The sequence below is a fragment of the Gemmatimonadota bacterium genome (genome assembly GCA_040882465.1).
GTDB lineage: Bacteria > Gemmatimonadota > Gemmatimonadetes > Longimicrobiales > Gaopeijiaceae > JBBEBG01.
Window position 1 is genome coordinate 95000 of the sequence record JBBEBG010000018.1, and the last position, 25611, is coordinate 120610.

The following is a 25611-nucleotide window of genomic DNA, read 5'->3' on the forward strand; positions in this document are numbered from 1 at the left end:
ATCGGGGGGGAGGACAGGGAAGGGGATCGGGTTCCCGGAGGCGCCGTGACCGCCCCGAGGATGGCGAAAGGGTGCCCACTCCGACATCTTCCTGGGTCCTCGCCTCCGCCCCCCAGCCGATCCCTCGACCTTGGCCGCAAAACCGCTCCCCCACAAAGGGTTCGACCGCCGCATCATCGAGGGGCCCATCCCCGGCGCGGTCTGGCGCCTGGCGTGGCCCACGATGCTTCAGAACGTGATCGGCGGGCTCCAGGGAATCATTGACCACGCGATGGTCGGGCACTACGTCGGCTACGTGGGGAACGCGGCGATCGGGGTCGCGTGGCAGATCTTCCTGGTCGTGATTGTTTTCATCGTATCGGTTTTCACGGGGATGGGGATCCTCGTCGCCCGTTTCACGGGGCAAAACGACGCGGACAAGGTGAACCGGACGGTCTACCAAGCTTTCCTCACCGCCGCGCTTCTCTCCCTTGGCATCCTGGCTCCCCTCGGATATTTCTTTGCCCCGTCCCTGCTGGGGCTCGTGAACGCGACGCCCGAAGTCACCGCCGAGGCGCTTCCCTACCTGCGGATCATGTTCGTGTTTTCCCTCGGGATGATGATGTTTTTCATGACCGCGGGGGCGTTCCGGTCGGCAGGGGACGCACGGACGCCGCTCCGATTGGGAATTCTCCTGACCGCCCTCAACGTCACCTTCAACGTGATCTTCATCCGGGGCCTCGGGCCTATCCCGGCCTTCGGCACCGCGGGGGCCGCAATGGGAACGGTCCTCGCCTCGGGGATCATCGCCGTGATCGTCCTGTCGCTCCTTCTTTCGGGAAGGGCTGTCGTCGCATTCCAGCGGGGGATGAGCTGGCGGCCGGACTGGAAGATCATCCGCGAGCTCTTCCGCTTCGGGCTCCCGACGGGGGTGCAGGGGATCGCCATGAACGTGGGAGGCGTCGTCCTCCTCCGTTTCATCGGGTCGCTGGAGCAAAGCGCAGAAGCTCAAGCGGCGTATGCAGTAGTCTACACTGAACTCTTCTCACTTGTCACATGGACATCGGTGGGGCTGATGGGTGCGGCCGCGGCAGTGGCAGGCCAGAACCTGGGCGCGAACCGGCCCGATCGAACGATCCACGCGGTCCAGGTGGCGTCGAGAATCGGCCTCGGAATGGCGGTTTTCATTGGAGCGCTTTTCCTCACCATTCCCCGGCTCCTCCTCTCGATCTTCGGGATGACGGACCCGGCGGTCGCCGACATCGGAGTGCAGCTCCTCGGATACCTGGCCGTGTCGGGACTCTTCGTCACCGTGGCGCTGACCTATTCCGGAGGCCTTCAGGGCACCGGCGACACCAAGAGCCCTCTCTACATCTCGATCGTCTCGCAGCTGATCATTCCAATCGGAATGTGCCTGACCATCGACGCCGTCTGGGGCCTCCGCGCGGAGCACATCTGGCTCGCCATCGTCATCGGGCATCTGACGCGTGCCGCGCTGAGCGTGGTTCGCTTCCGGCAAGGGAGGTGGCGCGGGATCCGCGTGAGCATAGATCCGGTGCCGGGGTGAGAACGGGCGGCCCTGACTCCTGTGCGACGCTGCACATCACGGTGACGCGCGGCGGTTCGCGGCAACGAGAGGTGCGTGGGCCGCACGGGGAGGCGTTTCGGGGGTATAATAGAGTTTGGCCGGGATGGCGGAATCGGTAGACGCGGAGGTCTCAAAAACCTCTGGGGGAAACCCCTTACGAGTTCGAGTCTCGTTCCCGGCACTTGGGATTCCGGCGGCTTTCCACAACGCCGAGACTCGATTTGGACACAGATTGGACACACGGGGCCGGGCGCTCACCCATCGGCGACCGCCCGGTGCTTGCGCTCGTCTACCGGCTCCACGAGCGCCAGCAGATCCTCCGAGACGAGGTGCGTATAGCGCATCGTGGTCTGGAGATCCGCGTGGCCCATCGCCTTCTGCACGAGAACTGGAGACTTCCCCTCCGCCAGCCACGTCGTAACCCGCCGGTGCCTAAGGTCGTGCTGATTCAGATCCGCCGGTAGCTTCGCCCGCTTCGTTGCTCCCGCGAACGCGGCCCGGAGAGTTTGGATCCGCTCGCCGGCCTTCGCCGTGCGCAGAGATGTGGGGTGGTGGAAGACCCACTCCGAGCGCTTCCCCTTGTAGGTGGCCAACCGGAAGGCCGCCGCGTGATCCCTTAGGGCCTCCCGGAGCCGTGATGTCATGGAAACCTTGCGGCTCTTCCCGCTCTTCGTTCTGAGGCCCTTCCGGACGCTTTCGACGGTGAGGAAGCCGCGCTCGAAGTCGAGATCCTCCTATCGCAACCACAGCGCCTCGGACTCGCAGCGAATGCCGCTTTCCCCGAGGACGAGCACGAAAGCGCGAAGCATTGGCCGGCCCTCGCACGCACCGATGAGCGCCTCGTACTGCTCGGCCTTGAGGATCAGAAGCTCGCGGGAGTCGCCCTTCGGAGGCTTCACCGTTCCGACGGGGCTCCCCTGGACGACTTCGAGCGTCTCCCCGAACCGGAAGACGGCGTGAAGCACGGCGCGGTCCTTCGCGAGCGTGGGTGCCCTGAGGGGTGCCATCCGCTTCCCTCCGTCCGAGTTTCTCATCCGCCTCCAGTGGAGAAAGCCCTGGATGTGACCGGGGCGGACTTCGTGAGCCTTCGGATCCATGCCTTCGTTCACGAAGTACGCCCGGAAGGCCGCCAAGCTGTGCGTGTATGTCTTCCGCGTGTTCGGCGCGAGTCCGGGGAGCTTCACTTCCTCGAAGCGGACGAGAAGCTCGGAGAACACGATCGGCCCGGGGAGGCCTCGCCCCTTCTATCGGCGGAGCTCCGTGTGCTTCTCTCGGGCATGCTGCTCCACGTCCTCCAGGGAGGTGTCTCCGTCGAGCACGAAGACGTGGCGGCGGCCTCCGACGCAAAGACGGATTCTCCAGCTCGCGCCATGACGGTCGATACTCCCAGGGTGGGACTTACGCCTCGCCAACTTCCTCCTCCTCGGTCTCGACGTTGGTAACCTCCGTCAGGTGATTCAATGCGGCGCAGGCCATGAACGTGTAGTCCGTGAGCGCGTCCTCCGGGAGGTGTGCCGGATCCAGCCCAAAGCTCTTGAACGAAGCCCGCAACGCCCCGCCGATGGCTCGGCCCAACTCCACGTCAGGTAATTCAAGCGAGAGGCTGCCATGCCCTCCGAAGCGGAAGCGACTCCACGCATGAATCACGGCCGCGCGCCGGACTCCCTGTAGGAGTCGATCGCCTCCGTCTCCGAACCCGTTATCGACACCGGCAAACAGAGCGTCGGTTAGAACCCCTTCCTGGCGGGCCGCCGCCTCTTCGACCGTGAGCGCAGGGTCCATCTCTCCCTTGCCCGTAACCAACTATTCCAGGCTGCCCCCGAACACTTGAGCAGACGGCTGGATCTCTCCGCACGCCGAGACGACCTCGCGCTCATCCCCGAAACCTGCATCGTCGCTTGCCCTGATGGTTCGGAGAAGCGGGTTATCGCCCCCAGGCGCTGGCTCAAGGACGAGAACCCCCGTCTCGTCAGCCAGGCGCGGCGGTTCGTCGTCTCGCGGCGACCGGAGGCGTTTGTGGAGAAGCTGGCCAGAAAACGGGATCGAGAGGCGTAAGCCGGGTGAGCGACTCAAGGTACGGCAACGGAGGATCAGCCGTCGATCGCGTCGAGCCCTGTGGCACCTGAGGCTTGGAACGCGGACGACCTCGCTTCCCTCGTTGAGACCGCGCACGGGACTGACCGGGCTCACGCCGCGCGGCAGGTGGCCCGCGCCATGGTGCGTGAGGGTCGCTACGCGGAGCTTCACGCGCGTCAGTTTCTAGCGCTCGCCGACTCCGTTGACACGAGCGGGCACCGTGATCCTGGGCGGGGCGCGATGGTCACGATGGCTCGGGCGCTGGAGCGGCTGCCCGGCGGCGAGTCGTTCTCGGAGGGACGCCTCGCTGGCGGTGCGCACCTGCTGGCACTCGTGCGCTCGCTTCACGTCGCCGTGGACCTGTGCGCGACCGTCGTGTTCGAGGCGCTGGATGTGGAACGCCTCTCGGGCGGACGGCTGACGCTCCGGTCCGTCTATCCCGTCAAGGTTGAGGAGGCTCTCCGATCCGCTCGGGCACACGAGCCGGTGGCGGATGCGCTCAAGGCCCTTCGTGAAGGAGAGAGTGTCGTCTACGTGAAGGACGTCTCCAACGCGTCGAAACACCGGACGCTGGTCGAAGTTCCGTACACCGTTTCGATGAAGTTCGACGGCTCAGGCTCGCCCTACGGTGTTCGAGTAGCCGCGTTCAGCTTCGACGGACGGGAGCACCCCGCACGTTAGGGACGGGACGTAGCGACGGAGGTACACACGGACGTCGTAAAGGTGCTGATCGAGACGGCGAGTACGCTGACCGACGAACTGCGTTGAACTTCGGGCCACTTCGGCATATCTTCGGTCTAGCAGGTCGCTGAAAAAGGGGGGCGAGCCGCGTTACGAGCGCCACGGGGCCAGATCCAAGGCGGCGCGACGACGACATAGCCAAGCGCTACGTCGAGGAACGCCAACGTAAGGAGGTGGCCCCGTGCCGCCGTAACCCAGGGGGCGCAAGGGGATTGCGGGCTCATACTTCGTCATGACTCCTCCCCGATGCTTTGGCATCGCATTCGTCGTCCTTCCTCGTCTGAGCCTCGCAAGACCCTTGCGCGCGGCCGCACCCCCCTTTTTCAGCGACCTGCTAGGTTTCATGGTGGCGTCCACACTTCCTTGAGTGCCCTCGCGTGAACGTAGATCAACTCCTGAGCGCGCAGCGTGAGGCCAGCAAGCTGGCCGACATCGCACGTATCATCGGACCCGAGCTGCGCGAGCAGATGCAAGGGCTCGCGACCCTGCGTGAGCAGGAGTGGTTGCAGGAGGCCGTGCGCCAGCAGAGGGAGCTGGCCCAGATGCTCCGCGAGCGGACGCAGTTGCGGGAGATCATCGACGGTGCCCGCATTGCGAGCCAGACCCAGCGGATGGTTGAGGAGTTGAAGGCGGCGTCTCTCCTGGGTCAACACCTGAGCGCCTTTCACGCAGACATCGTGGATCGCATACGGCGTGAAGTGGAGATGTGGTCGCATCTGTATCGGGGCTTCTCGTTTGAGGCATCAGAGATTGCACGGCTAAGCGCCTCGGTGCAGACGTGGCATGAATCGTTCACCGCCGTGGCCGCGCGTCTCAGCGTGCTCGACATTCCCAACCTCTATCCCAACCTGAGCAGCCTTCTGTTGGAGCCCGGCTACGCTTACGGCGCGTTCGCGCGGGGTGTTTGGGAGGAGTTTGACGGTGATGGCGTCCGCGAGGCGGTGATCTCTGCATCCCTCTCGCTGACGGAACGGCACGTGTCAGTGGGGATGGAGTCGGCCATCGAGGTGGCGGGAGGGATCGCAGAGGGAGAGGACACGACCGACACGAAGCTGATCGTCAACATCTTCGAGAGACAGCACGGGGAGATCATCACGGCGTCCGGGCTCGTGATCTCCTCATCCGTCGATGACCTGCTCAACGCGGTTCCGACGGCGCGGCTCATCCGCCGTTCCCTCGACATCGCCGATCTCGCGATGACGATCAACGAGGCCGCTCAGGTTCGTGGTGACGACGAGGTGTTCCGACTCACTACGAGGTACGCGCAGGCGCAGAACCAGTTGCCCTGGGTGGCCGCCCGGAACCGGACGGAGTTGGGGCTCGTCGTGGACTGCCTTTACTTCATGCTGTATGAGGGTACTGGCGAGGCTTCGCGGCTCACGCCGCGTTACGTCACACAGGACGAGTGTGGCTCGATCTGGACTGTGAAGCACCTGCGGAGCAAGTGGTTGCGGCACGACCCGAATAGGGGCGAACCCGGGAAACAGCGCGCTTCGTGGCGAACCATTGGGACGACGCTTTCTCGACTCGGGCTAAACCGTATCCCGGCTACGCCTGACGAGTACCTGCACCTTCAGGAAGCGGTACTCCGCGATGTCGAGGACTTCCTTCGCCGGTTGCACGACCGCATTTCCGAATCCTGAGACCGTAGGGACGGGAAGCGCGCGAGGTCACGGAGCTCACGCGCTCCCCGTCCTCAGTTCATCACGGCCCCCGGCCCAGATTCTTTAGGAAGTGGCTGATGTCGTAGTCGCCCTGCGCGGCCAGCGCCCTCTCCTCCTTCGAGAAGGAGAGCCCTTCACCGAGCACGCCGTCCTCCTCCAGCTTCAACGCCCAGTTCGGTAAGGCGTTCCGCACGGAGTCGAGGGCGCGGGTAAGTTCCGTGATCGGGGTAAAGAGCGAGAACTGCGTCGCGAAGCCAACGGTCCTGCTCATGTCCGCCTGAGTTTCGTGAGGCCGGGGTATGTGAAACTGTCCGCCGTCATCGCCGTCCGCGAGCCTCTCGAGCTCAGCCACGGATTGACCGACCGCTCTCCGGGAAAACTGTCGGGCCTCACGGGGATCCTCAAAGATCAACGTGGAAGCCCCACGGAGCGAGGTGGGCTGAGCGTTCAAGCTAGAGCTCGAGGATCTGATGGCCGACGGCGTGGACCCTGGACCCCGGATGGAGTCGGTCGAGGAACACCGTCAGGTTGGTGCCCGTCCCGGTAGCCGACGGGAACAGGATCGCCTCGTACCCTGACCTACGGGCCGCGCGGGCGACCTGATGACACGCTTCATGGTCCGGACTTGCAAGGTCGTCTTCGCTTAGCCCCCACTCGGTCCTCACCTCGGCGTCCGTGAGGTCGAGCAGCCGGGAGAGCCGGATCTCGACCGTCATGACGACCCGGGGGACGAGATCCTCCACCGGAATTCCTGCCAGCTCGGCCTTGCGGAGAAGCTCCCGCACGGCGGTCTCGATTTCCAGAGCCAGATAGAGGGCGCCGAACTCTCCCTGCGGGTTCATCCGGCCACCCACCCGGCGGCTTGCTTCGAGAACTGCGTCCGAGACCTCGGCCTGATGGGGCGCCGAGTGGCGATACGCTATGACCTGGAAGAACTCCCCGCCGGAGGAGCTCATGCTCCCATCATATCGAAGTGCCGACGTTCAGAGAGAGGAGCACTGCCGTCACGCGCTCGATTCGCCCTTCGAGGAGAAGCTCCCGTGGGCGCTTCGCTTCCAAGGCCTCCACGTCGCGGTCGAGCCAGCCGCGGGCAGCCGCCTCGGATCGGAAAGTCTGTTCCGTCTCACGGAGGAGCTCTTCCAGCGCCTCGAGCCGGCTCAGAAAGACGGGGGAAGGATCGCTGTCTCCACTCCTCCAGCGGTGAACGGTACTTTCATCGGCCCTCAGAGCGGCCGCGATCTCACGGTACGTGAGGCCCAGCACGGCGTGGGCCTGTTCGATCGCCTTGACCTCACCGCGTAGGACGGCCATCAGACTCTCCCGTTGGCGAAGGATCGGGTGCTCAACAAGGATCAGGTATCGTACTTGCAAATGCAAGTGAGCGTTCCGACAGAAAGTTCCGAGGCTCTTCCGCGCGTGAAGACCTTGCCGTCCCCAAGTAAGTAGAGTGGTTCGCTCATCCCGATCCGCTCAAGAGATCCGTCAGTCCGTCGACGACTGTTTTTTCGGCGACCCGTTAAGGGCTCTCCACCGTGTAGAGAACTACCAACGGCACATCAAGTGGATCCTCCTGCACCGCGAGGAGCCACGGCGGGCGGATGTCCAAGATCCGCATCGGGCGCGGCAGCTCGACTCGATGGGTGAGGTGACCTCCCGAGTCGAAGACCAAGTAGCTTGTCGGATCCACTTCGATGATGAACTCTCCCACCCAGACCGCGCCGTCAGGAAGCGCGATGAGTTCATTGAAGTACGGTAGAGTGTCGTTCGCTCTCTCTCGCATGAGACGCACTAGTTCTGCCTCGAGCTCTGGCGGGCGCCGTGCAATGTACTCGGCGTTCAACTCACCATGGAGTGATACATAGTCGTCCAGCATGCTGTCCGTAACGAGCACCGGCTGGGCGGTCCAACGCGCGATCTGCGTGACTCTTCCCGCTCCATCCACCCAAACAATTTCGGGGCGGTCCGAGCGAGCCCTCACGAATCCACCGCTCCATGCGTCCGAAAATCCCATCCCTTGGAATGGGAAGGCCGGAGGCAATCGACCCCTCGCGTCACATGGCACTAGTTGCTCGAACTGCTCTGCAGCCGAAACCGTATCGACGACTCCGGTTTACAGGTCAACATGTACAAGAGGTACCCTCGCCCATGGTTCGGGGCCACACGATGGCTGCACTTCAACTCGACCACCGAGAAACAAGCCTCCTCGTCCATCGCCGCTCAAAGCTCGTATCGCAGACCTTCCTAATAGCCGCATTGTGCGCACCAGGTCTCCGTTTATGAACAGCGACAGCCGCTGAAGCCCCGAATCCTGCACTACCACCGTGTCAGCACCGATCACGGTCACCGAGAAGATACGGCTGAACTCACGGGGTCCCTGACCTGTCCCTCCCCAGGACCAGGACGAAGCGCCGTCTGCCCCAATCATGGTAACCCGGCTTGTCATCACGTCGCCTATTGCCGCCCTGCCATCGCTTAGAAGGGCTCCGGCCTGAATCATCGAGAAGACTGGCTCACCGGGGCGGTCTCCCACTCGATAGACAGGATCGGAGCTCAATCGGAGAGTGGCGAGCGCCTCGATCACCATCTCGTTTCGAATCAGACGCACGTCGGCGATGTCCTCATCTGAGGCGGCGTCATCGGGCGCCGCTGCGGGGCTCCCGCATGCAGCACACCCGACGATCGCGGCAAGACCAATCCCCATGCACAGAGGCCTTCTCACAGTGCGCTGCCGGGACCTCACCGAGCGTTGCTCCCAAAGAATTCCGACAAGTCGCAAGGGAACGTCGGGCGAAGGCCTAAGTACGGAAGTCAGTCTTCGCATCTTACGGTGGCTCCCAGGCGAGTGGCGAATCCGACGGTTCCACGCGGACACGAATGGAACGTCGCGCCGAAGCGTACCCGGCATTTCGCCAACGCAGGTATACAGCCTGCGGCGATTCCGAATTGTAGGCCACAACGCCCACCGTTCCAGCGTTGCCGAATCCGGAGTCTTGGCGCGGGCCGTGCTTCGGCACGGCGCGTGACGAGGCGAAGGGTTGCAGCGGAGGGCCGCCAGGCCCGGAGCCGGCACACGCGTTGTTATACGCTGGCGTAACCCTGTGCCCTAGCGAGAGATACCGATTCTATCAACAATCGACTCGGCATCAAGACATACGTCATGGTCGGACTCCCACCAGACCCGACGCCCCAAAAGTCTCTGGGCGTTCTAAACGCATCGGGTGTAACCTGCGCGGCCCGAACGCAGACGGGCAACCGCCCTGCCGTTTTGCGTCAGGTTCACACTCTTGGTAGGCCCATTCCATCAACTTTCATGGAAGCAGTCGAGCGAGTCTTCGCAATGGATGATCTTGCGAGAGACGGAGAAACAGAACTGAACCGATGTTTTCGTCAACGCGCGCCACGAGGGTCTGTAATAGAAGAGTCTCCGCCGATGAAATAATGAACGCGCTGATTGCGAGGAGGAATAGGGTTGGACTATATCGCTCCACAAGGAATGCGTGGATAACGAACACATATAACACTAGACCGGCGACCTTGGAGAGATACAAGTGCAGGTTAGCAATGCGTCTGAACTTCAGGACCCCAACGGACAGGGAAGTAAGGTACACGCCTATCGCGGCAAGCGAGAGCAGCCGATTCTCGGAGAAGATCTCAGGCATAAGAATATACACCCACGCGATCGCTGATAGCTGGACAAATTGATCCGCAAGCGAGTCGAACCTGGCGCCGAATTGCGATGTCTGATTCAGCCTTCGCGCTAAAGGTCCGTCGATGAGATCGGTTAACCCGGCCACGATAAGACCTAGGCCGATGCCTCTTTCCGATCCAAGAATTGCGCAAATCCACATGGCGGGGACTGACAGAAGCCGGATCAAAGTGAGCTGATTGGGCATACGCCGAAGCTTGGAAAGCATAGCCTCATCCGCTCGCAGGACGCTCAGTACCGACATCACCCGGCTTGGTTCACGGCGTGAATGCGCTAACAAGGGTTCGACGGGTCCTTGTAACACCGGCTGTCCCGGCACGCTTCGCATAAGATACGCAGTGGGAATTCCATCTGCCTCCATCACGCGAGTCGTGCCACGACCGGCCAGGCTGGCCTCTCCCATTTGGCCTTCCGATGCTTGTCACTCCATGGCCTTTTCCGGAAGGGTTACGCTTGCGTATAACGTTCCAGCGTTGCCGAACCCGGAGCGCTCGGCGCGACTCGTGCCCCGCACGGGGCGTGACGAGCCGGAGGGTTGCAGCGGAGGGGCAAAGCCCCGGAGCCGGCACACGCGTTGTTAGGCGACGTTGCTGTGGCCCAGTCGTTGGAGGGACCGTTACAACCCTTCGAACAACTGCCTCAGCCCGTGGTCCGCATGGCGAACGAGATATGATCCCCGCCTCGCCTCGGGCTCCACCACCACATCGCGCATGAAGCTAGTTGTCTGCCCGTCGACGATTAGGGTAGCGGAGTCGAAGGGTGCTTCGGTTCCGATGGAACTTAGCTTGCCATGGTCCAACACCTCTACCTTCATGATTCCCGCGTTGTGGCGAGTCGTTTGGTTGTGCACTGCCACAACGTGATGGCGATACCCGCGCACCAACAATAGAAACGTGCCAGGGGGCATTCCTTCGTACGGAGGCGGTCCAGCCCCCATCTCACCCATCTTCGTCAGCGTTCGAATTCGCCGCAGGTCGGGTTGCGCCGCTAGGACCGATTCGGCGAAGTCGAATTCAGAACCTGCGGCATACAGGAATCGCGCCGATTGACGAATCTGTAGCTCATTCAGATACGTCACGAAGTCTTGCCCGATTTCAACGACGGTCTGCCGACGTATGCCCCGCAACAGTTCTTCATACCACGGGTCGGCAAGCCGTGGCCGAGGGTGCGATGTGTCCAACGATTCGGCTACCTGTTCACCGATGCTCGGGCAATACAGCGCGAGACAGCGGGCAGGGGAGATTGGAAAGTAGATCTCGATGCCAGGTTCCGAGACGCCAACCTCCCCGTAGGGAAAGGTGTTGTACATCACCACCGGATTGTCAGAAAGCCAGAATGCGACACCCGGAACCGAAGCCTGAAGGAGTACCAAGTCTTTCGCAGCCAGCGACTCGGCCAACTCCGAGACTCCGAGCAGCTGCCTAAGGTGTATTCTGCGCGCCTGGTCATCTGAGACGGCGACGGCGCCGAACCCAAGCGACTTGGTGGCCTCATTCAACTGATCGGCGAACGCGGGGATGCTCGATCTCCGCAATTGCGTACGCAGAAGCTGCATGGCGACCAGCATGGGGACGTCCGCCAAGACGTCCTCCGCGAGGCTTGCTACGGCGTCAGTCGCCAGGAGTTCGCGAGTGACAGAAGCCAGGCGGTCGTCCAGCGCTTGAAACGCAGGTTCCCAATTCAGACGCTTCTCTCCGGACCGTACGACGTAGAAGTCCCTCTCCGCTGCCGCATCCCTGATGGCGGACATGAAGCCTCGGCCCTCTTCCTTGTCATAGACCCAGACCTGCTCTCGGTCGTGAGAGGCCGCAAAATGGCGCAAGAGGGACTGAGGTACCGTGTGATGCTTTCGGGCGGTCATTTGGTCAGCAACTAGAGGAGTTCTCTACCTTGCCTCACCTTCCCTTGGATCCACAGCAATGTCGCCTAACATGGAGATTCCCGAATTCGCGTTCGGAGCTGCCGCATCGACTCCAGTTGCGGCCAGTGTTTGAGTGACTCCACCACGACAACGAGCGTGGTCGCACCGCCGCGCGCAATTTGCTTGAAAGCGTCCCAATCATGCACGACCGTGGGTCGAGGACTGAGGTCTTCGAGCTGGGCTAAGTTCCGTTGCTCGGCGCAGAAGACGAGTGTCATGGTGCGCTCTTCCGTCATCGAGATGATGGAAATACATTCGAAGCGGAGTTCAACCGGACGAGGACCCCTCCCTAGCGCTCACGCAAGTAGAGCGAAAATGTATGGCGCCGCAAGCGGCGTGGGACACGCGAGGAGGGTGGTTGGATGCCTTTCTGCATTCGCGGACCGCGAGCCCGCACCACCGTATCCTCATCGCGCGCAGTGCTCCCAGCCTGGGTATGTTCCTGGGTATATTGGTGCCCGGACACGCTCCGGATCGTCCCCGGATCTTTCGGACCCCATCTGACGAAACTCCAATAGATCCGGACTTTCTCCAGATCACCCGGGCAGGGGAGGGCGCCTTACAAGCAGGAGGTCGGGATTCGAATCCCTCAGCGCCGATATGCGGACTCGATCCCAGATGTCGCCGTTGGGGGAACGCGCAAGTCCAGAGGCGCCCTCACCTCCGAGTAGACGTCCAAGCGGTGACCGTCGTGGATTGCCTGGGTGGCTTGACCCCGTTTCTTCCTCAGGGTAGCGTCACCTAATGGACTATCGCAACCGCATCGTCCTGGACCCGCAGGTTCGCTTCGGGAAGCCCACCGTGCGTGGGACTCGCATCACAGTGAGCGATGTCCTGTCTTATCTCGCAGGCGGGATGAGCGAGGACCAGATCCTCGTGGATTTCCCCCAGCTCGCTCTTGAGGACATTCGTGCCTGCCTCGCGTTCGCTGCCGAGCGCGAGCGCCGGCTGGCGAGCGTCCCTGCCCCCTGAGGTGGCTTGGCGGAACGTCTGGGCGAGCCCTCCGTGAAACTTCTGTTCGATGAGAATCTCGCGGCACGTCTGGTCCGGGATCTCGCCGATCTTTACCCTGACTCCTCGGACGCCCTCTCCCTTGGCCTCGGTGGGGCCGGAGATCGAGCGATCTGGGCCCGAGCAGGGGCGGAGGACTTTGTCCTGGTAACGAAGGACGAGGACTTCCACCGGCTCAGCGTCATGCACGGCCCACCTCCCAGGGTCATCTTGATTAGGCTCGGTAATTGCACGACGGCGGAGGTGGCGGCAATCCTCCGCGCTCGTATAGCGGAGATAAGGGCGCTGACGGAGCAAGCAGAGGTTGCCTTCTTGGCGCTTGGATAAGCCCGTTAAGGGAAGGGGCAGGGAAGGGCTGGACACAACCGGCCGTGAAACGCCGCGACCAGGCGCAATGAGGTGCGGCCGACGGAGGACCTAAGCGCCGATCAGCGCCACACTTGGGATTCCGGAAATTTTCCACAATCGCGACTCTCCCCGCTGGACAGAGAATGGAAACGAATAAGAAGCGACCGACCTGGACCCGCGGCGCCGACTTCGCGCGGATGGTGGTTGCGGTCTGCTGGATGATCGGGATCTATGCGATCGTTGCGGCGGCGGACGCATCGGGGTCGCCGGCGAGAGCCGGCGCCAGTGCCATCGCTCTCACAGCCGCCGCGGCCGTTGCGTTCTGGGGCATCCACAGGTTCTCCAAGCTCTCCGACCCGTAAGGCGCTTCACGCTTCCGCCAGGACGCCGAGCTCGCGCAGATGCGGGATCTGGCCTGTGGAAGCCGGGTAGTCTAAGTGAGAGTAAGCTTCCCGACGCTTGGAGGTAGGTTTAGCAGGAGCTCGAGTCTCGTACCCGGCACTATTTCACACACCACGCAAACTCGTTCCGGCTGGTTGTCGGGAGGCTCCCATGGAGCAGATTTCACTCCGTCCTGCGAGACTCGTGTGGGGCGCCGCACTCCTCACGATCTGCGCCTGCCGCGCCGACGATTCGGTGGCCACCTCCGGATCGCCGCTGGAAGGAGTTGAGTTCGACACCCTCGCGGTGGTCGGTGTGCTGGAAGGTGATCCATCGGAGGTCTTTTCACGAATTCGGTCCGTGGCGCTCGCGCCCGACGGTCGCTTCGCCGTATTGGACGACCGCACTCCCATGCTCGCTCTCTTCGATGCGGAAGGCACCTTGCTCGGGGCCGTCACCGCTTCGGGCCAGGGACCCGGTGAGCTCGGCCGTCCCTGGGAGGTGCTCTGGACCCACGACGGGGACCTCCTCGTGCTGGATCCCTCGAATCGCCGGATCTCCCGCTTTCGCCCGACCGACGGCGAGCTCGCGCTCGTCGACACTCGCCAGATCCAGATTTTTGGCGATGGATTCTGCGTTCTCCGCGACCGGATCTTCTTCAACCTGATCTGGGACGGGAGAATGATGCATGAGCTGGGCGACGACGGCAGAGGGGCGAGATCCTTCGGGGAGCCGCCTGAGTTGGCGGTGGCCGAAGGAGTCGTGGGCGTCGCGCGCGAGATCGTGATGGAGATGTGGAGCTCGGGCCGGCTCTTCTGCGACGAGGCGAGTGGTACGCTCCTGGAGGTGGGCATCTCGCACCCGCGCGCGCAGCTGTACGACCTCGATGGAACCCCGCGGTGGACGATCGAGCTGGCCGACCTCTACTTCCTCCTTCCCAACGTATCCTCCGACGGCCGCGGTGTAGGGTACCGCCAGGACGAGGAACGGGGGACGCACATTCTTCGCTCGGTTCTCCCATGGCGGCCCGGAGAAATCCTGCTCCAATACAGCTTTGCTCACCCCGGGGCGGAGAGCGGGCCGGTGGCGGCCGTAGAATCCCGACTTCTCACCGTTGCCGACGGCGGCGAGGTCGCCCGAACCCGAAGCCTTCCGGAGTTCATCGCGGCGTCGGGGGACCGATACGTTCAGATCGAGCGCGAGCCGTTTCCTCGCGTCCTCCTTGTTCAGCGGCGCTGAGCGCCCCACAAGCCGCTAAGCCGCCCCTCCCTCATGTGCACACGCTACAAGCTGACCATCGAGGAGCAGGAGCTTCTCGCCACCTATGTGGCGGAGATGTTCATGGACGACTATCGGCCGCGATACAACATCGCGCCGACCCAGTCCGTCCCCGTCCTCGTGAATCGCGAGGAGAAACGCCGCATCGAGGGCTTCCGCTTCGGGCTCGTGCCGGCCTGGGCGAAGGATTCGTCCATCGGGAACAAGCTGCTGAATGCCCGCTCCGAGACGGTTGCGGAAAAACCTTCGTTCCGCGGGGCGTGGAAACATGCCCGCCGCTGCGCCGTGCTCACCGACGGATTTTACGAGTGGAAAAAGCCCGAGTCGGACAAGGGCTCCAAGGTTCCGCACGTCATCGAGATGGCGGATCGCCGAACCTTCGCGCTCGCCGGGTTGTGGGAGCGGTGGGGACCGGGTGACGACCCGCTCTTCAGCGTGACGATCCTCACGACGAAGCCGAACGACGTCCTGGGCTCGATTCACGACCGCATGCCGGTCGTCCTGGGCGTGGCGGAGGAGTGGGACGCCTGGGTGGATCCGGCGATCGCCTCGGATGACCTGACCGGTTTCTTCCATCCCTATCCGGCCGAGGAGTTGCACGCCTACGCCGTGAGCACCTACGTGAACAAGCCGGGAAACGAGGGGCCGCAGTGCGCGGAGCCGACCCACGGACTCTGAAGCCGTGCCTACTGACAGGCGATGGGCGACGGACCAACATTCACCAGGTTGCTCTTCTCAAACGGGAGGTCTCGTGGCCTTCGATCCTTACCTCGCCGACCGAATTCGTCAGCGCCTCGGAAAGCGTCCGGGCCTGACCGAAAAGGAGATGTTCGGTGGGCTCGGGTTCATGCTCCACGGCAACATGTGCTGCGGGATCATCGGGGACGAGATGATCGCGCGGCTCGGCCCCGAGGGAGGGGAGGCGGCCCTTCGCGATCCCCACACCCGTCCCTTCGATTTTACCGGACGCCCGATGCGGGGGTGGATCTTCGTGGAAGCGGCAGGGCTCGACGATGACGCGGCTCTGGACCGCTGGGTCGCGCGATCGGTCGAGTTCGCGTCCTCCCTCCCGCGAAAATAGGGGGATGCAACCGCGGTCTGTTGGCAGGCCGAGATGAAAGAGGTTACCCCCCAGGCCAGAGCAGGAGGACGAGCACGGCGACCCCCGCCCCGGCGAGGAAATACGGGAGGAGTTGGCGAAGGAGTCGCCGGGACCCGAGGACGCCTACGATCCCGAGCTTGAAGGCCAGGTTGGCGAGCGCCGCCACCATGACGACGCGCCAGAGAGTCTCGGGCCGGATCGTCTCGACTCGCGCGAGATTCGCGCTCGAAAGAGTGATCGCATCGAGGTCCGCGACCCCCGATACCGCTCCGATCGCATACATCCCCGCACTCCCGAACCATTCACGCGACGCGGCCATGGCGAGAATGATGGCGGCGTAGAGCGTTCCGAAGGCGATGGCGGATCCGAACTCGGTCGGATTCGACGGTTCCGGCATCGGCTGATGGTTCGCGTTGCCGCGGCGCCAGGCGAGAATCGAGAGGATCGTGAAGGCCAGGAGAAGGACGAGGAGGGGCGGCGCCGCAATCCTCAGGCTTCCGGGAGCTACGACGGAGATCTCGACAAGGACTCGCACCACCACGATGGTGGACGCGATCAGGATGACGACGACGGAGAGATCGGAGGCCGCTCCCCCCCCGCGGCTCTTTCGCGCGTAGCTTACCGTGGTGGCGGTGCTGGAGATCACACCTCCCAGAATCCCCGCGATCGCGGTTCCGGTCCGCCCCCCGAGAAACTTATAGGCGACGTAGCCCCCCAGGCTGATCGCTGCGATCAGGACCACCATTAGCCAGATCTCCCGCGGGTTCAGCACCGCGAAGGGTCCGAAGGTCTGGTTCGGGAGAACGGGGAAGATGACGAGCGTCACCAGGGCGAACCGCATGATCGCCGTGACATCCTTGTCGCCCAGCCGCTCGACGATTCCGTGGAGACGCGCCTTGGAGTAGAGGAGGATCGCGAGGGTGCCGCCCAGTGCGATCCCGACCTCGAGGGGACCGAGGAGGAGGAAGGCGCCGAGGCCGAACATGAGAAGGAGTGCGACTTCGGTCGTCATCCCGGGATCGTGAAGGCCCGCCCTGAGCTTTCCCACGTTTCCCATCACGGTCAACCCCGCGACAGCCAGGAATCCGGCGGCGAGGACCCATCCTCCGAGCTCGAGCGAAAGGAGCCCGGCGACTCCCCCGAAAAGAGCGACGACGGCGAAGGTGCGAACCCCGGCCAGGGAGCTTCCGCGTCGCTCACGCTCGAGCCCGACGAGAAGCCCGAGCCCCAGGGCGACCCCGAGCCGAAGGACCATCGTCGCGAGGGGGATCGCCTCCACCTGGCCTCCGGGTGTGTGTGATGGGTGGATGGAGGGACCGCCACTCCTCGATGCTCTCCGTCAGGGGAGGGAAAGTACCCTCGCGTCCCAGACAGGATCGCGTGCCCGTCCTCCCCGCAGACGGGTCGTCCGGTAGGCACCGCTCCCAGCGGGAAGTGCGGTGGGGAGGGCCGGTCCTGTCAAGCGGGACGGTGATACGTCGGCACCGGGGCTTGCCCGTTCGGGACCCCTTCGCCAACCTAGGGCCGCATTTGTGGGCTCCCGAGATGATCGGTTCCTCGACTCACCCTCCTCCCTGATTCCATGGCCTCCCCGGGAAGCGCTGGCGCTGCCGAGTCCCCGGATCGCCGTAGCCGATCGGCGAAGGGTGATCCGTCCGGACCCGTCCGGCCCTCGGAGGTGCGCGGGGCGTTCTGGGTTCCGCTCGCGTTGACCGCGGGTCTCGTCCTCCTCTCCTTTACGCCGAGGGTCCTGGAGAACGAGATCCTGGCGCGGTCGTTCTGGGGTGCCGCGGTGGCCCTGCTGGCCTGGCAGGCGATCTACTTCCTTCGCACGAAGCGCCTGGGCACCCTTCCGAAGCTCCTGCTCGCCACGCCACGCAGGCAGCACTACATCCAGGCCCTCTGCCAGATCTCCGTCTTCGCATACTGGGGCTGGTACTGGCGCCCGGTTTATGGGTTCGCCCTCCTTCTCGTGGGCCAGCTCGCCTTCGCCTACGCCTTCGACATGCTCCTCCAGTGGTGGCGGCGGGGCAGCTACCTCCTCGGATTCGGTCCCTTCCCGATCATCTTCAGCGTGAACCTCTTCCTCTGGTTCCGCGACGACTGGTTTTTCCTCCAGTTCCTCATGCTGGCGGTGGGCTTCTTGGGGAAGGAATTCGTGAAGTGGGAGAGGGAAGGGAAAAAGACGCACATCTTCAATCCCTCGGCCTTCGCGCTCGGGCTCTTTTCGCTGATCCTGATCGTGACGGGGACGACAGAGCTGACCTGGGGACAGGAAATCGCGTCCACGCTGAGCCTCGCGCCGCGGATCTACCTCTTTCTCTTCCTGGTGGGGCTGGTGGTGATGTATTTCTTCTCCATCACCCTGGTGGCCTCGGCGGCGGCGGCGGTCCTCTTCGGGCTGAGCGCCCTGCACTCTTGGTGGGCCGGAGTCCCGTACTTCCTGGACACCGAGATCCCCGCCGCGGTTTTCCTCGGGCTCCACCTCCTGGTGACGGACCCTTCGACTTCGCCCCGGACTCCTCCGGGGAAGCTGGTCTTCGGGGCGCTTTATGGGGCGGGAGTCTTCGCGCTTTATTCGCTCCTCGGAGCGCTCGGAGCTCCCACCTTCTACGACAAGCTGCTCATCGTTCCGCTCCTGAACCTGAGCGTCCAGCGGATCGACCGCCTCGTCCAACGCATCCCGGTGCGTCCGCTTCTCGGCCGAGTCTGGCCCGGGTGGACCCCGGCGCGCCTGAACGTCGCTCACATCGGGATCTGGATCGCCTTCTTCGCGCTGATGACGGCGACGGGGCGAACGGACGGCCGGCACACGGGGGACAGCCTCCCGTTCTGGGAAGCCGCCTGTGCGGACGGGCGGCGAACGGGATGCGAACGCCTCCTCCAACTCCAATACGCCTATTGCGCCGACAACTCGGGCTGGGCGTGCAACGAGCTGGGCCGCCACCTCTTCGAAGGGACGATCACGGAGGCCGATCAGGAACTCGCCCTCCAATATTTTTCCCGGTCCTGCGAGCTACGCTTTCAGGCGGCTTGCCTGAACCTCCTTTCAACCGTCGGCGATCTCCGGAAAGGGGACCCACGAGTGATCGACCTCCGCGTCATTCTGAGGGAAGGAGGGGCGAACCTCCTCGAGACCCCCGAGCCGGAGCTCTACGCCCGGGCGTGCGAGCACGACTGGACTTTCGCCTGCGGACGGGTGACCGGTGCGCTCTGAGTCGCGGGCGGGAAAACGCCGATCGAAGCCCGATCCGGCTTCGTCGGGGGAGAATTGGAAGGCGCTCACGGACCCGCGTGGCATGGAGCCGAAATTCAAGGCCTGGGGGGAGCTCATCCTCGCCGCCCTCGTCGTCGTCGCCCTGGTCATCCTCGTGGGGGAGCGCTTCGACATGGCTATCCGCGATGCGGCCGGGCCCGCGCTCCCCCCGATTGTGGGGCTTGAGTCCCTCTCCGGTGTCCGTCCCGCGGCCTGGTATCTCCCGGACGATCGCCTCCTCGGTTTCGTGGAGATTACCGACGGCCGCTTCCTTATGGGGAGTGATCCCCAAGCCGATTCGCTCGCGTACGAAAATGAGTTCTGGCCGGGCGGCGGACAGGCGACCGTAGACCTTCCCACCTACTACATCGGGCGCACCGAGGTCACGATCGCGCAGTTCCGCGCTTTCCTCGCCGACACCCGGTACGCGGTCGATCCCGCGGCGCTCGATGGACCCCCCGACCATCCCGTCGCGTCGGTCACCTGGCCCGACGCGCTCGCGTACGCCCGCTGGCTCGACGGGATGCTGCGGAACTGGTCCGATACCCCTCCGGAACTCGCCCGGGCCCTCGATGAGGGCGCGCGTGTCACCCTCCCCGACGAGGCCGAATGGGAGAAAGCGGCGCGCGGGACGGACGGGCGCATCTTCCCCTGGGGGAACGACCCGGTGGGCGGGAAAGCGAACTTCCAGGGGACGGACGTCGCCCCCGTGGGGAGCGTTGTTTGTGCCGAGTGCGCCCACGGGCTCGCCGATATGAGCGGGAACGTCTGGGAGTGGACCCGGAGCCCCTTCCAGCCCTACCCGTACGATCCTGCCGGACTTCCCCTCGACCTTCAGGCTGACGCCCTCTGGGTCATGCGGGGCGGGTCTTTCTCGGACGGGCTCCAAAACGTGCGTGCCGCCACCCGAGGCGGTGCCGATCCGGGGGCCGGCCGTCCCTTCATCGGTTTTCGAGTGGCGATTTCGGCCCGCTGAGCCCGCCTCAGAGCGAGACGAGGTAGGTCATCTTCACGACCAGCTGGTGGTCCCGGAACTCGGTGGGAAGAGGGGTTCCAGCCACGTCCCGCCGCACTTCGTCGTACACGATGTAGAGGTCGCTTCCAGGGCGGTAGATGTATCGGAAGCGGACGCTCGTGCTCCACTGCTCGTTCGACGAGTTGTACTGCGTCAGCGTGCGGAGAGACGTGTTCGGCGAGAAGGCGTAGTCGAGCTGGAGCGACCCCACCTCCGCCACGAAGGCTCCGGCGGGAAGATCCACGTCGTTGCGCGTGAACCGGGCCGTCGTCGCGAGTTGCGAGGTAATCCGCACCCCCGCGCTGAGCGAGATGTCCGTCCGGTCGCCGTCGTAGAAGGTCTGCGGGTCCCAGGAGACGCTGTAGGTGACGCGCCGCGAGGGGTTGCTGGAGTAGGACACGCGCCAGTCGTAGAAATGATATGCCCCCGGCGCGATGACGACGCCCGACGCGACCCGGAAGGGATCGTCGAGCCGCTCGAAGTATCGGTTGTGCCAGAAGTTCAGGTAGGCACCACTGTCGAAGCGCACTCCCAACATGTGGTGGAACTGACGACTGAGCAGGCGGCCGTCCTGGTCCGTCGTATAGGTGACGTTCCACATCGGCTCCAGGACCCGGAGGCCGAATCGTCCGGGGCGGGGATTCCGTTCGATGTGGAGTTTGGTCGTCCGGATTCCGACGCGTGGGACGAATCCCACCTCCGGATTGAAGTTGTCCTGAAGGTCCGTATACTCGGCGTAGAGGTTCCAGGACGGGTCGAGCCACGCTGCCCGCAGATGCCCGCCGAGCTCTCCGCCGGAGACACCGGGAGACTGGGTTGCCGCGAAGAATCCGTTCACGGTGAAGCTCGCGTTCGGCGCGAAGACCAGGTCCGCGGCGACCGTCCGATTGTAGTGGCCTCCGCTGGTCGCCTGCCGATTCACGAAGAGGGCACCCACACGCGACCGGCTCGAGACGTCGCGGCTGTATCTCGCGACCAGGAAGTTTTCTCCCGGTGAGCTTCCCGTTTCATCGGTCTGGATGTCCATGACCGCGATATTGTGCTGCCCGATCTTTCCGGTCAGGCGGGCGCCGGCGACGATCGGGACGGGATCTCCGGATTCGGAAATCCCGATCTGGCGGCTGAAAAAGAGGTCCGCCATCCTCCCGAGGGAGGCGGTCGTCCCGACATTGAACTGCCCCGCGTTCTCGAGGAAGAAATCGCGTTTCTCGGGGAAGAAGAGGGCGAAACGCGTGAGGTTCACCCGCTCGTCGTCCGCCTCGGCCTGGGCGAAATCGGTATTCACCGTGAGGTCGAGGTTGAGCCCTGCGGTGATCCCGTATTTCACGTCGAGCCCGACATCGCCGGAGGTGGAATTCTCGGACTCGCCGCCCGAGACCTCCCTTCTCCCGCCCCCGACGAGGTAGGGCTTGATCCTCAGGTCCCGTCCCCGGCTGAGCGACTGAAGGTCGGTGAAAGTGCCCGCGAGGCTGACCCGCGTCAGGCCGAAGGCGCGCGGGATCGGGGCCCAAAAGGCGACCTCGTTTTTCCGCGAGACGTTTCGCTGGAAGTTGATCCCCCAGGACTGCGTGTCGGTCGCGGGAAAACGGAGAGTCACCAGGGGAATCGCGATCTCCGCGGTCCACCCCTCCGAAGTCCGCCGGGCCGAAGCCCGCCAGACGCCGTCCCAGTCGCGATTCACATTTCCCGACGTACCCCGACGCCCTCCTGCCCCTTCTTCGGAGACCTGCTGGTCCAGCATCGCCCCGAGCGGCGTGACGACGAACATGTACGCCGACCGGGAATCCATGAAAGTGTCGAGAATGATCTGGAAATTGTCCTCGTCGAGGATTCGATTGCCGTCGCGGCGGAGCTCCGTGGCCACGACCCCGCCCGGATCCGAATCGTAGGCGCGCAGCCCAAAAAAGAGCGTCGCGCCGTCGTACATGACGAGCACTTCCGTCCGCTCGGTGGCGGGTTCGCCCTCGGCCGGCTCCTGTTGGACGAAGTCCCGGACCTCCGCCGCTCGCTCCCAGGACGGGTCGCTCAGGTCACCGTCGATTTCCGGGCGTTCCGAGACACGGGCCGCCGCGATGGTGAAGTTCGCGCGGTTGGTGGTGGCGGCCGCTTCGGGAGCGGCCGAACCCTCGTCGGCGGCCGGATGGTCGTGCTCCTCGACCTGTTGAAGGGCAAATGCCGGCGTGGGGGTGATCCCCGCGGCGAAAAGGCCCAGGCAGAGGAGGGCAGAGGTACCCGTGGGGGCCGGAAAGGGGAGTCTCATAGGGATGGGCGCTGCGCCAGCCTAACCCCGTCGCGGCACGGCATCAAGGCCTGAGGCGCCGTCGTCGCCCCCTTGTGCGGGATCCCCGGAACCACTCGCGAGCCCACCCTGGTTCGGCACCTCGTTCCGGAATACCTTTTCCCCGTTTCGGATCCGCCGCCAGGCGGTCCCAGGGACGACTTCCGCAAAGGTGGGTTGAGGTGAGGGCGACGAGAATTCCCGGCTTGGTGCTTCCTTTCGTCTGTGTCGCCTGCGCGGGAGCTCCGCAAGCGCCTGGGTTGATGGGGCCAGCCGCCCCGTCCTCCATGCCGGAGTCTGCGCGCGAGACGGTAACCGGGACCCGGGCACCCTCGGAGTACCCGTCCCTCGGGTCGGTCGAGGCCGAGCCGGAGCTCGACCTCGTGCAGATGGACCCGAACGAGCCGATGTCTTTTTTTGGCTCGGTGTCGGCCGTCCGATCGTTTCCGGACGGATCCTTTCTCGTCGCGGACGGACGCACGGGGACGATCGGGATCTTCGACCGCGACGGCGCTCTGCTTCGGCGTCTCGGAAGCCAGGGGGAGGAACCGGGGCAGTTTCGCACGCTCACGGCGGTTCCCCTCGTCACGGCGGACAGCGTTTGGGCCTGGGACGAACAGGCGAGCCGGATCACCATTTTTCCGCTCGACGGTGTACAGCCCATCGTGCGGACCGTGTTCGGAAGCACAAGCACGCGTTTCTGGCGGGTGCATGTCCTGGAGGACCGTCGCTTTCTCGCGGTTGCCCGCGCCAGGACGCTCGGGGCCGGTCTCGCCGCGGGGGCGACGGTCGCCCAGCGAGACTCCATCCGCTTCACCCTCTTCGACCCGACAGGCCGGCTGATGGGCCCCGTCCTCGCCATCCCGGGGGAGGAGTGGCTCCAGATGCAGTATGGATCCGCGAGCGACTTCATGATGGCGGTCACCGCCCAGCTCCCGTTGGGACGGGACGCCGCATACGGCGTCCTCGACGACGGGATCGTCGGCGGGCCGAATGACCGGTTCGAGCTTCGGCGTTGGAACTTCGACGGGGAGCTCCTTCGGCTCAGCCGATTCCCGCCGCTTGATGTCGAGCTCACGGACGCGGACGTCGCCGAGCTCAAGGCGGACGCGATCGAGGAAGCCGGAGGTGTCCCTGAGCGCATCGAACACGTCGAGGCGGTATTCGGCCCCGACCTCGTCCCCGACATCCGGCCGGCATTCGAGCGGATCGTCGTCGGCGAGGGAGGGCGCGTCTGGGTCGAGGAATACGATCCCTGGGCCTCGGGAACCAAGCGTTGGTGGCTGTACGACGACCGGACAGGGGAGCTCGTCGGCACTCTGGAGCTCCCCGCCGGCCTGGAGGTACACGAGTTCGGATCGGACGATGTGTTGGGCGTTTTCCGCGACGAGACGGGACTCGCGCATGTGAGGCGCCACGCCCTTCAGCTGCGGGTCCCGTGATGCAGAGCCGAATCCCCTGACCGTGAGGAAAACATGAGCTGGAGCCGCCGCGATTTCATGAAGGTCTCCGCCCTCGGCCTCGCCGGGAGCGCCCTCGCAGGGCCGTCGAGTCTCCTCGGGAGGACGCGGGCAGAATTCGTCCCGCTCCGTCGCAACGTGGGCATCTTCACTGAGAGGGGAGGGACGGTCGGATGGCTGATGAACGCGGACGGGGTCGCGATCGTGGACTCCCAGTTCGCGGACACCGCCCCACTGCTCCTGGAGGGGGTCCGCGCACGCACGACGCTCCCGATCGACGTCCTGATCAACAGCCACCATCACCCGGATCACATCGGAGGGAACGCGGTCTTGCGTCCCGCCGTGGGGAGGATCGTCGCTCACGAGCGGTCGCTGGAGAACCAGCGGCGCGTGGCCGGTCGTGCGAGCACTCCGCCGGATGAAGGCGCCTTCCCCGACACGACATACACCGACGAGACCTCGCTCTCCATCGGCGACGAAACGATCCACCTGAAGCATTACGGCCCCGCGCACACGGGCGGGGACAGCGCGATTTACTTCGAGCAAGCGAATGTCGTCCATCTCGGGGACCTCCTGAACAACCACGGATGGCCCAACATAGATGCCGGTGCGGGCGGGACCGTACACGGATGGGTGCAGGTGATCGAGACCTTCCTTCCCATTTACCCCGCGGACGCGATCTACATCTTCGGGCACAACGAAGCGGGCGCACCGCCCACGGGTACGCGGGAGGACGTCTCCTTCCAGCGGGACTATTTCCTGGCGGTGATCGGGGTCGCGGAACGGGCGCTCGCGGCCGGAAGTTCGCGCGAAGCGGCGATCGCGCTCACGGCGTTGCCGGGCTTCGAGTTCGGAGGTACGGCGTCACGCCTTCCGCTGGCGGTGGGCATTGCGTACGACGAGCTGGCAGCGATGCGGCGGTAAGGCCTCTCCTGCGGGCCCGCCGGGAGATGCGTCGCCAACATGACTAGTTCGGGAGGCGGGCCTCCCGTGCGAGGCGGACGATTTCCTCCGCGTGGCGACGGAGGAGGAAACGCTCTTCGAGATCGAGCCCCGGCTCAGGAGGTTGCTCGGCTACCGGCACCTCCCACACCTCAAGGTTGCCATTCAGAAGGGCCTCGGGATCAATCTTTCCGAGCGCAGTTCATCTGCCGTCGCCTGAGTCGAAGGTCGCCTCTGTTTCAACTAACTTTGGGATTGACTCTTCACCACCCCATGTCTCTCGCTACTTCTGCGCCATCAACCCACGCAGACAACTGAGAGAGCGTTCGGTTGCCGTGCATCCAGTCAACAAGCATTCCGTTCGCAAAAAGCAAAAAGGTCGGGTTCTGACTGTGAACCATCGTGTTGAGAAGGTAATCTGGTTCACTGTGGATTCGCGTGACCGCAATGCCTTTCTGAGTCAAGATACGTGCTACTTCCTCTTCCATTATACCGGACTCAACCGCGTGAAATACCGTTACATCGTGCCATCCTGCTGATACCCGATCGGCAAAATCCTGTAGCGCCTGTAGCGCCTCAAACGCATGAAGATTCCAAGGTGCCCAGACGAGGACCAGAGTAAAAACGGTGGATTGCAGCGGTGAGTGCGGAAATGCCTCTGACCACTCGACTACGGGTTTCCGGTATCCCAGACCGCTGAGTGGCATTGGAGGCAAAGACAGTACATTGTCCACGAGAACAAATCCACGGAAATCCGCCCGCTCGTTCCGAGCAAAGATTCGCCCGTCTCGGGTCCAACTCGGATAGAAGCTAGAACCTTCCAAGTCGCTAAGTGTTCGCACGGTGCGCGCCTCGAGGTCGACGA

At 64.1% G+C, this 25611-nt stretch carries 25 protein-coding genes, 1 tRNA gene and 1 pseudogene; 15 read left to right on the forward strand and 12 right to left on the reverse strand.

Features of this window, described 5'->3' with window-relative positions:
- The first annotated feature begins 130 nt into the window (after positions 1-130).
- A complete protein-coding gene (locus WEG36_05745; protein ID MEX1257104.1) occupies positions 131-1546 on the forward strand; it encodes an MATE family efflux transporter in 1416 nt (471 codons plus the stop codon).
- 118 nt (positions 1547-1664) lie between these two features.
- Positions 1665-1748: transfer RNA gene (locus tag WEG36_05750), tRNA-Leu, on the forward strand.
- A gap of 73 nt (positions 1749-1821) precedes the next feature.
- Here WEG36_05750 and WEG36_05755 read toward each other — a convergent pair.
- From WEG36_05755 to WEG36_05765, 3 genes and pseudogenes are all read right to left on the reverse strand, one after another.
- Positions 1822-2289: pseudogene (locus tag WEG36_05755) on the reverse strand (tyrosine-type recombinase/integrase).
- Between the two features lie 12 nt (positions 2290-2301).
- Positions 2302-2784, reverse strand: coding sequence for a site-specific integrase (locus tag WEG36_05760; GenBank protein MEX1257105.1), 483 nt, complete (start codon positions 2782-2784; stop codon positions 2302-2304).
- A 181-nt stretch (positions 2785-2965) separates the two neighbouring features.
- Entirely contained in the window at positions 2966-3349 is a 384-nt protein-coding gene (locus WEG36_05765; GenBank protein MEX1257106.1) for a hypothetical protein, read from the reverse strand.
- Between the two features lie 333 nt (positions 3350-3682).
- On the opposite strand from WEG36_05765, the gene WEG36_05770 reads away from it, so the two are divergent.
- Positions 3683-4324, forward strand: coding sequence for a hypothetical protein (locus tag WEG36_05770; protein MEX1257107.1), 642 nt, complete (start codon positions 3683-3685; stop codon positions 4322-4324).
- A 437-nt stretch (positions 4325-4761) separates the two neighbouring features.
- Positions 4762-6027, forward strand: coding sequence for a hypothetical protein (locus WEG36_05775; GenBank protein ID MEX1257108.1), 1266 nt, complete (start codon positions 4762-4764; stop codon positions 6025-6027).
- Between the two features lie 61 nt (positions 6028-6088).
- Here the strand turns inward: WEG36_05775 and WEG36_05780 are convergent, their stop codons facing one another.
- The 6 genes from WEG36_05780 to WEG36_05805 form a co-directional block, all read right to left on the reverse strand.
- Positions 6089-6499: a hypothetical protein gene (locus tag WEG36_05780; GenBank protein MEX1257109.1), complete on the reverse strand. Its 411-nt coding sequence runs from the start codon at positions 6497-6499 to the stop codon at positions 6089-6091.
- Between the two features lies 1 nt (position 6500).
- On the reverse strand, positions 6501-7004 hold the full coding sequence (locus WEG36_05785; GenBank protein MEX1257110.1) for an RES family NAD+ phosphorylase: 504 nt from the start codon (positions 7002-7004) through the stop codon (positions 6501-6503).
- A gap of 7 nt (positions 7005-7011) precedes the next feature.
- Positions 7012-7359, reverse strand: a complete 348-nt coding sequence (locus WEG36_05790) for a helix-turn-helix domain-containing protein (GenBank protein MEX1257111.1) — start codon at positions 7357-7359, stop codon at positions 7012-7014.
- A gap of 205 nt (positions 7360-7564) precedes the next feature.
- Positions 7565-8026, reverse strand: coding sequence for a hypothetical protein (locus tag WEG36_05795; GenBank protein ID MEX1257112.1), 462 nt, complete (start codon positions 8024-8026; stop codon positions 7565-7567).
- Between the two features lie 1330 nt (positions 8027-9356).
- Entirely contained in the window at positions 9357-10157 is an 801-nt protein-coding gene (locus WEG36_05800; protein MEX1257113.1) for a CDP-alcohol phosphatidyltransferase family protein, read from the reverse strand.
- 213 nt (positions 10158-10370) lie between these two features.
- Positions 10371-11615 carry a DUF4238 domain-containing protein gene (locus WEG36_05805; GenBank protein ID MEX1257114.1) on the reverse strand — a complete coding sequence of 415 codons (1245 nt, stop codon included), beginning with the start codon at positions 11613-11615 and terminating at the stop codon, positions 10371-10373.
- A gap of 804 nt (positions 11616-12419) precedes the next feature.
- Here WEG36_05805 and WEG36_05810 point away from each other — a divergent pair.
- The 6 genes from WEG36_05810 (at position 12420) to WEG36_05835 (ending at position 15774) form a co-directional block, all read left to right on the forward strand.
- Entirely contained in the window at positions 12420-12647 is a 228-nt protein-coding gene (locus WEG36_05810; protein MEX1257115.1) for a DUF433 domain-containing protein, read from the forward strand.
- Between the two features lie 33 nt (positions 12648-12680).
- On the forward strand, positions 12681-13013 hold the full coding sequence (locus WEG36_05815; GenBank protein MEX1257116.1) for a DUF5615 family PIN-like protein: 333 nt from the start codon (positions 12681-12683) through the stop codon (positions 13011-13013).
- A 164-nt stretch (positions 13014-13177) separates the two neighbouring features.
- Positions 13178-13396: a hypothetical protein gene (locus WEG36_05820; protein MEX1257117.1), complete on the forward strand. Its 219-nt coding sequence runs from the start codon at positions 13178-13180 to the stop codon at positions 13394-13396.
- 190 nt (positions 13397-13586) lie between these two features.
- Positions 13587-14654 (forward strand): hypothetical protein, encoded by a 1068-nt coding sequence (locus tag WEG36_05825; GenBank protein MEX1257118.1) that lies wholly within the window; start codon positions 13587-13589, stop codon positions 14652-14654.
- 33 nt (positions 14655-14687) lie between these two features.
- Positions 14688-15371: an SOS response-associated peptidase gene (locus tag WEG36_05830; GenBank protein ID MEX1257119.1), complete on the forward strand. Its 684-nt coding sequence runs from the start codon at positions 14688-14690 to the stop codon at positions 15369-15371.
- A gap of 73 nt (positions 15372-15444) precedes the next feature.
- Entirely contained in the window at positions 15445-15774 is a 330-nt protein-coding gene (locus tag WEG36_05835; protein ID MEX1257120.1) for a TfoX/Sxy family protein, read from the forward strand.
- Positions 15775-15817: 43 nt separating this feature from the next.
- Here WEG36_05835 and WEG36_05840 read toward each other — a convergent pair whose 3' ends face one another.
- The gene (locus WEG36_05840) at positions 15818-17074 is read right to left on the reverse strand and encodes an MgtC/SapB family protein (protein ID MEX1257121.1); all 1257 of its coding nucleotides are present in this window, start codon (positions 17072-17074) and stop codon (positions 15818-15820) included.
- 399 nt (positions 17075-17473) lie between these two features.
- Between WEG36_05840 and WEG36_05845 the strand changes: the two genes are divergently transcribed.
- Positions 17474-19012 (forward strand): hypothetical protein, encoded by a 1539-nt coding sequence (locus tag WEG36_05845; GenBank protein MEX1257122.1) that lies wholly within the window; start codon positions 17474-17476, stop codon positions 19010-19012.
- An 82-nt stretch (positions 19013-19094) separates the two neighbouring features.
- On the forward strand, positions 19095-20027 hold the full coding sequence (locus WEG36_05850) for an SUMF1/EgtB/PvdO family nonheme iron enzyme (protein ID MEX1257123.1): 933 nt from the start codon (positions 19095-19097) through the stop codon (positions 20025-20027).
- A gap of 7 nt (positions 20028-20034) precedes the next feature.
- Here the strand turns inward: WEG36_05850 and WEG36_05855 are convergent, their stop codons facing one another.
- On the reverse strand, positions 20035-22326 hold the full coding sequence (locus WEG36_05855) for a DUF5916 domain-containing protein (protein MEX1257124.1): 2292 nt from the start codon (positions 22324-22326) through the stop codon (positions 20035-20037).
- Positions 22327-22631: 305 nt separating this feature from the next.
- Here WEG36_05855 and WEG36_05860 point away from each other — a divergent pair, with 305 nt between their 5' ends.
- The 3 genes from WEG36_05860 to WEG36_05870 all read left to right on the forward strand — a co-directional run bounded on the left by WEG36_05860 (position 22632) and on the right by WEG36_05870 (position 24966).
- Positions 22632-23786 (forward strand): hypothetical protein, encoded by a 1155-nt coding sequence (locus tag WEG36_05860; protein ID MEX1257125.1) that lies wholly within the window; start codon positions 22632-22634, stop codon positions 23784-23786.
- 33 nt (positions 23787-23819) lie between these two features.
- Positions 23820-24728, forward strand: coding sequence for an MBL fold metallo-hydrolase (locus tag WEG36_05865; protein MEX1257126.1), 909 nt, complete (start codon positions 23820-23822; stop codon positions 24726-24728).
- Positions 24729-24819: 91 nt separating this feature from the next.
- Entirely contained in the window at positions 24820-24966 is a 147-nt protein-coding gene (locus WEG36_05870; GenBank protein ID MEX1257127.1) for a hypothetical protein, read from the forward strand.
- Between the two features lie 43 nt (positions 24967-25009).
- On the opposite strand, the gene WEG36_05875 is transcribed toward WEG36_05870, so the two are convergent.
- A partial coding sequence (locus tag WEG36_05875) for a hypothetical protein (GenBank protein ID MEX1257128.1) occupies positions 25010-25611 on the reverse strand: 602 nt, incomplete at its 5' end.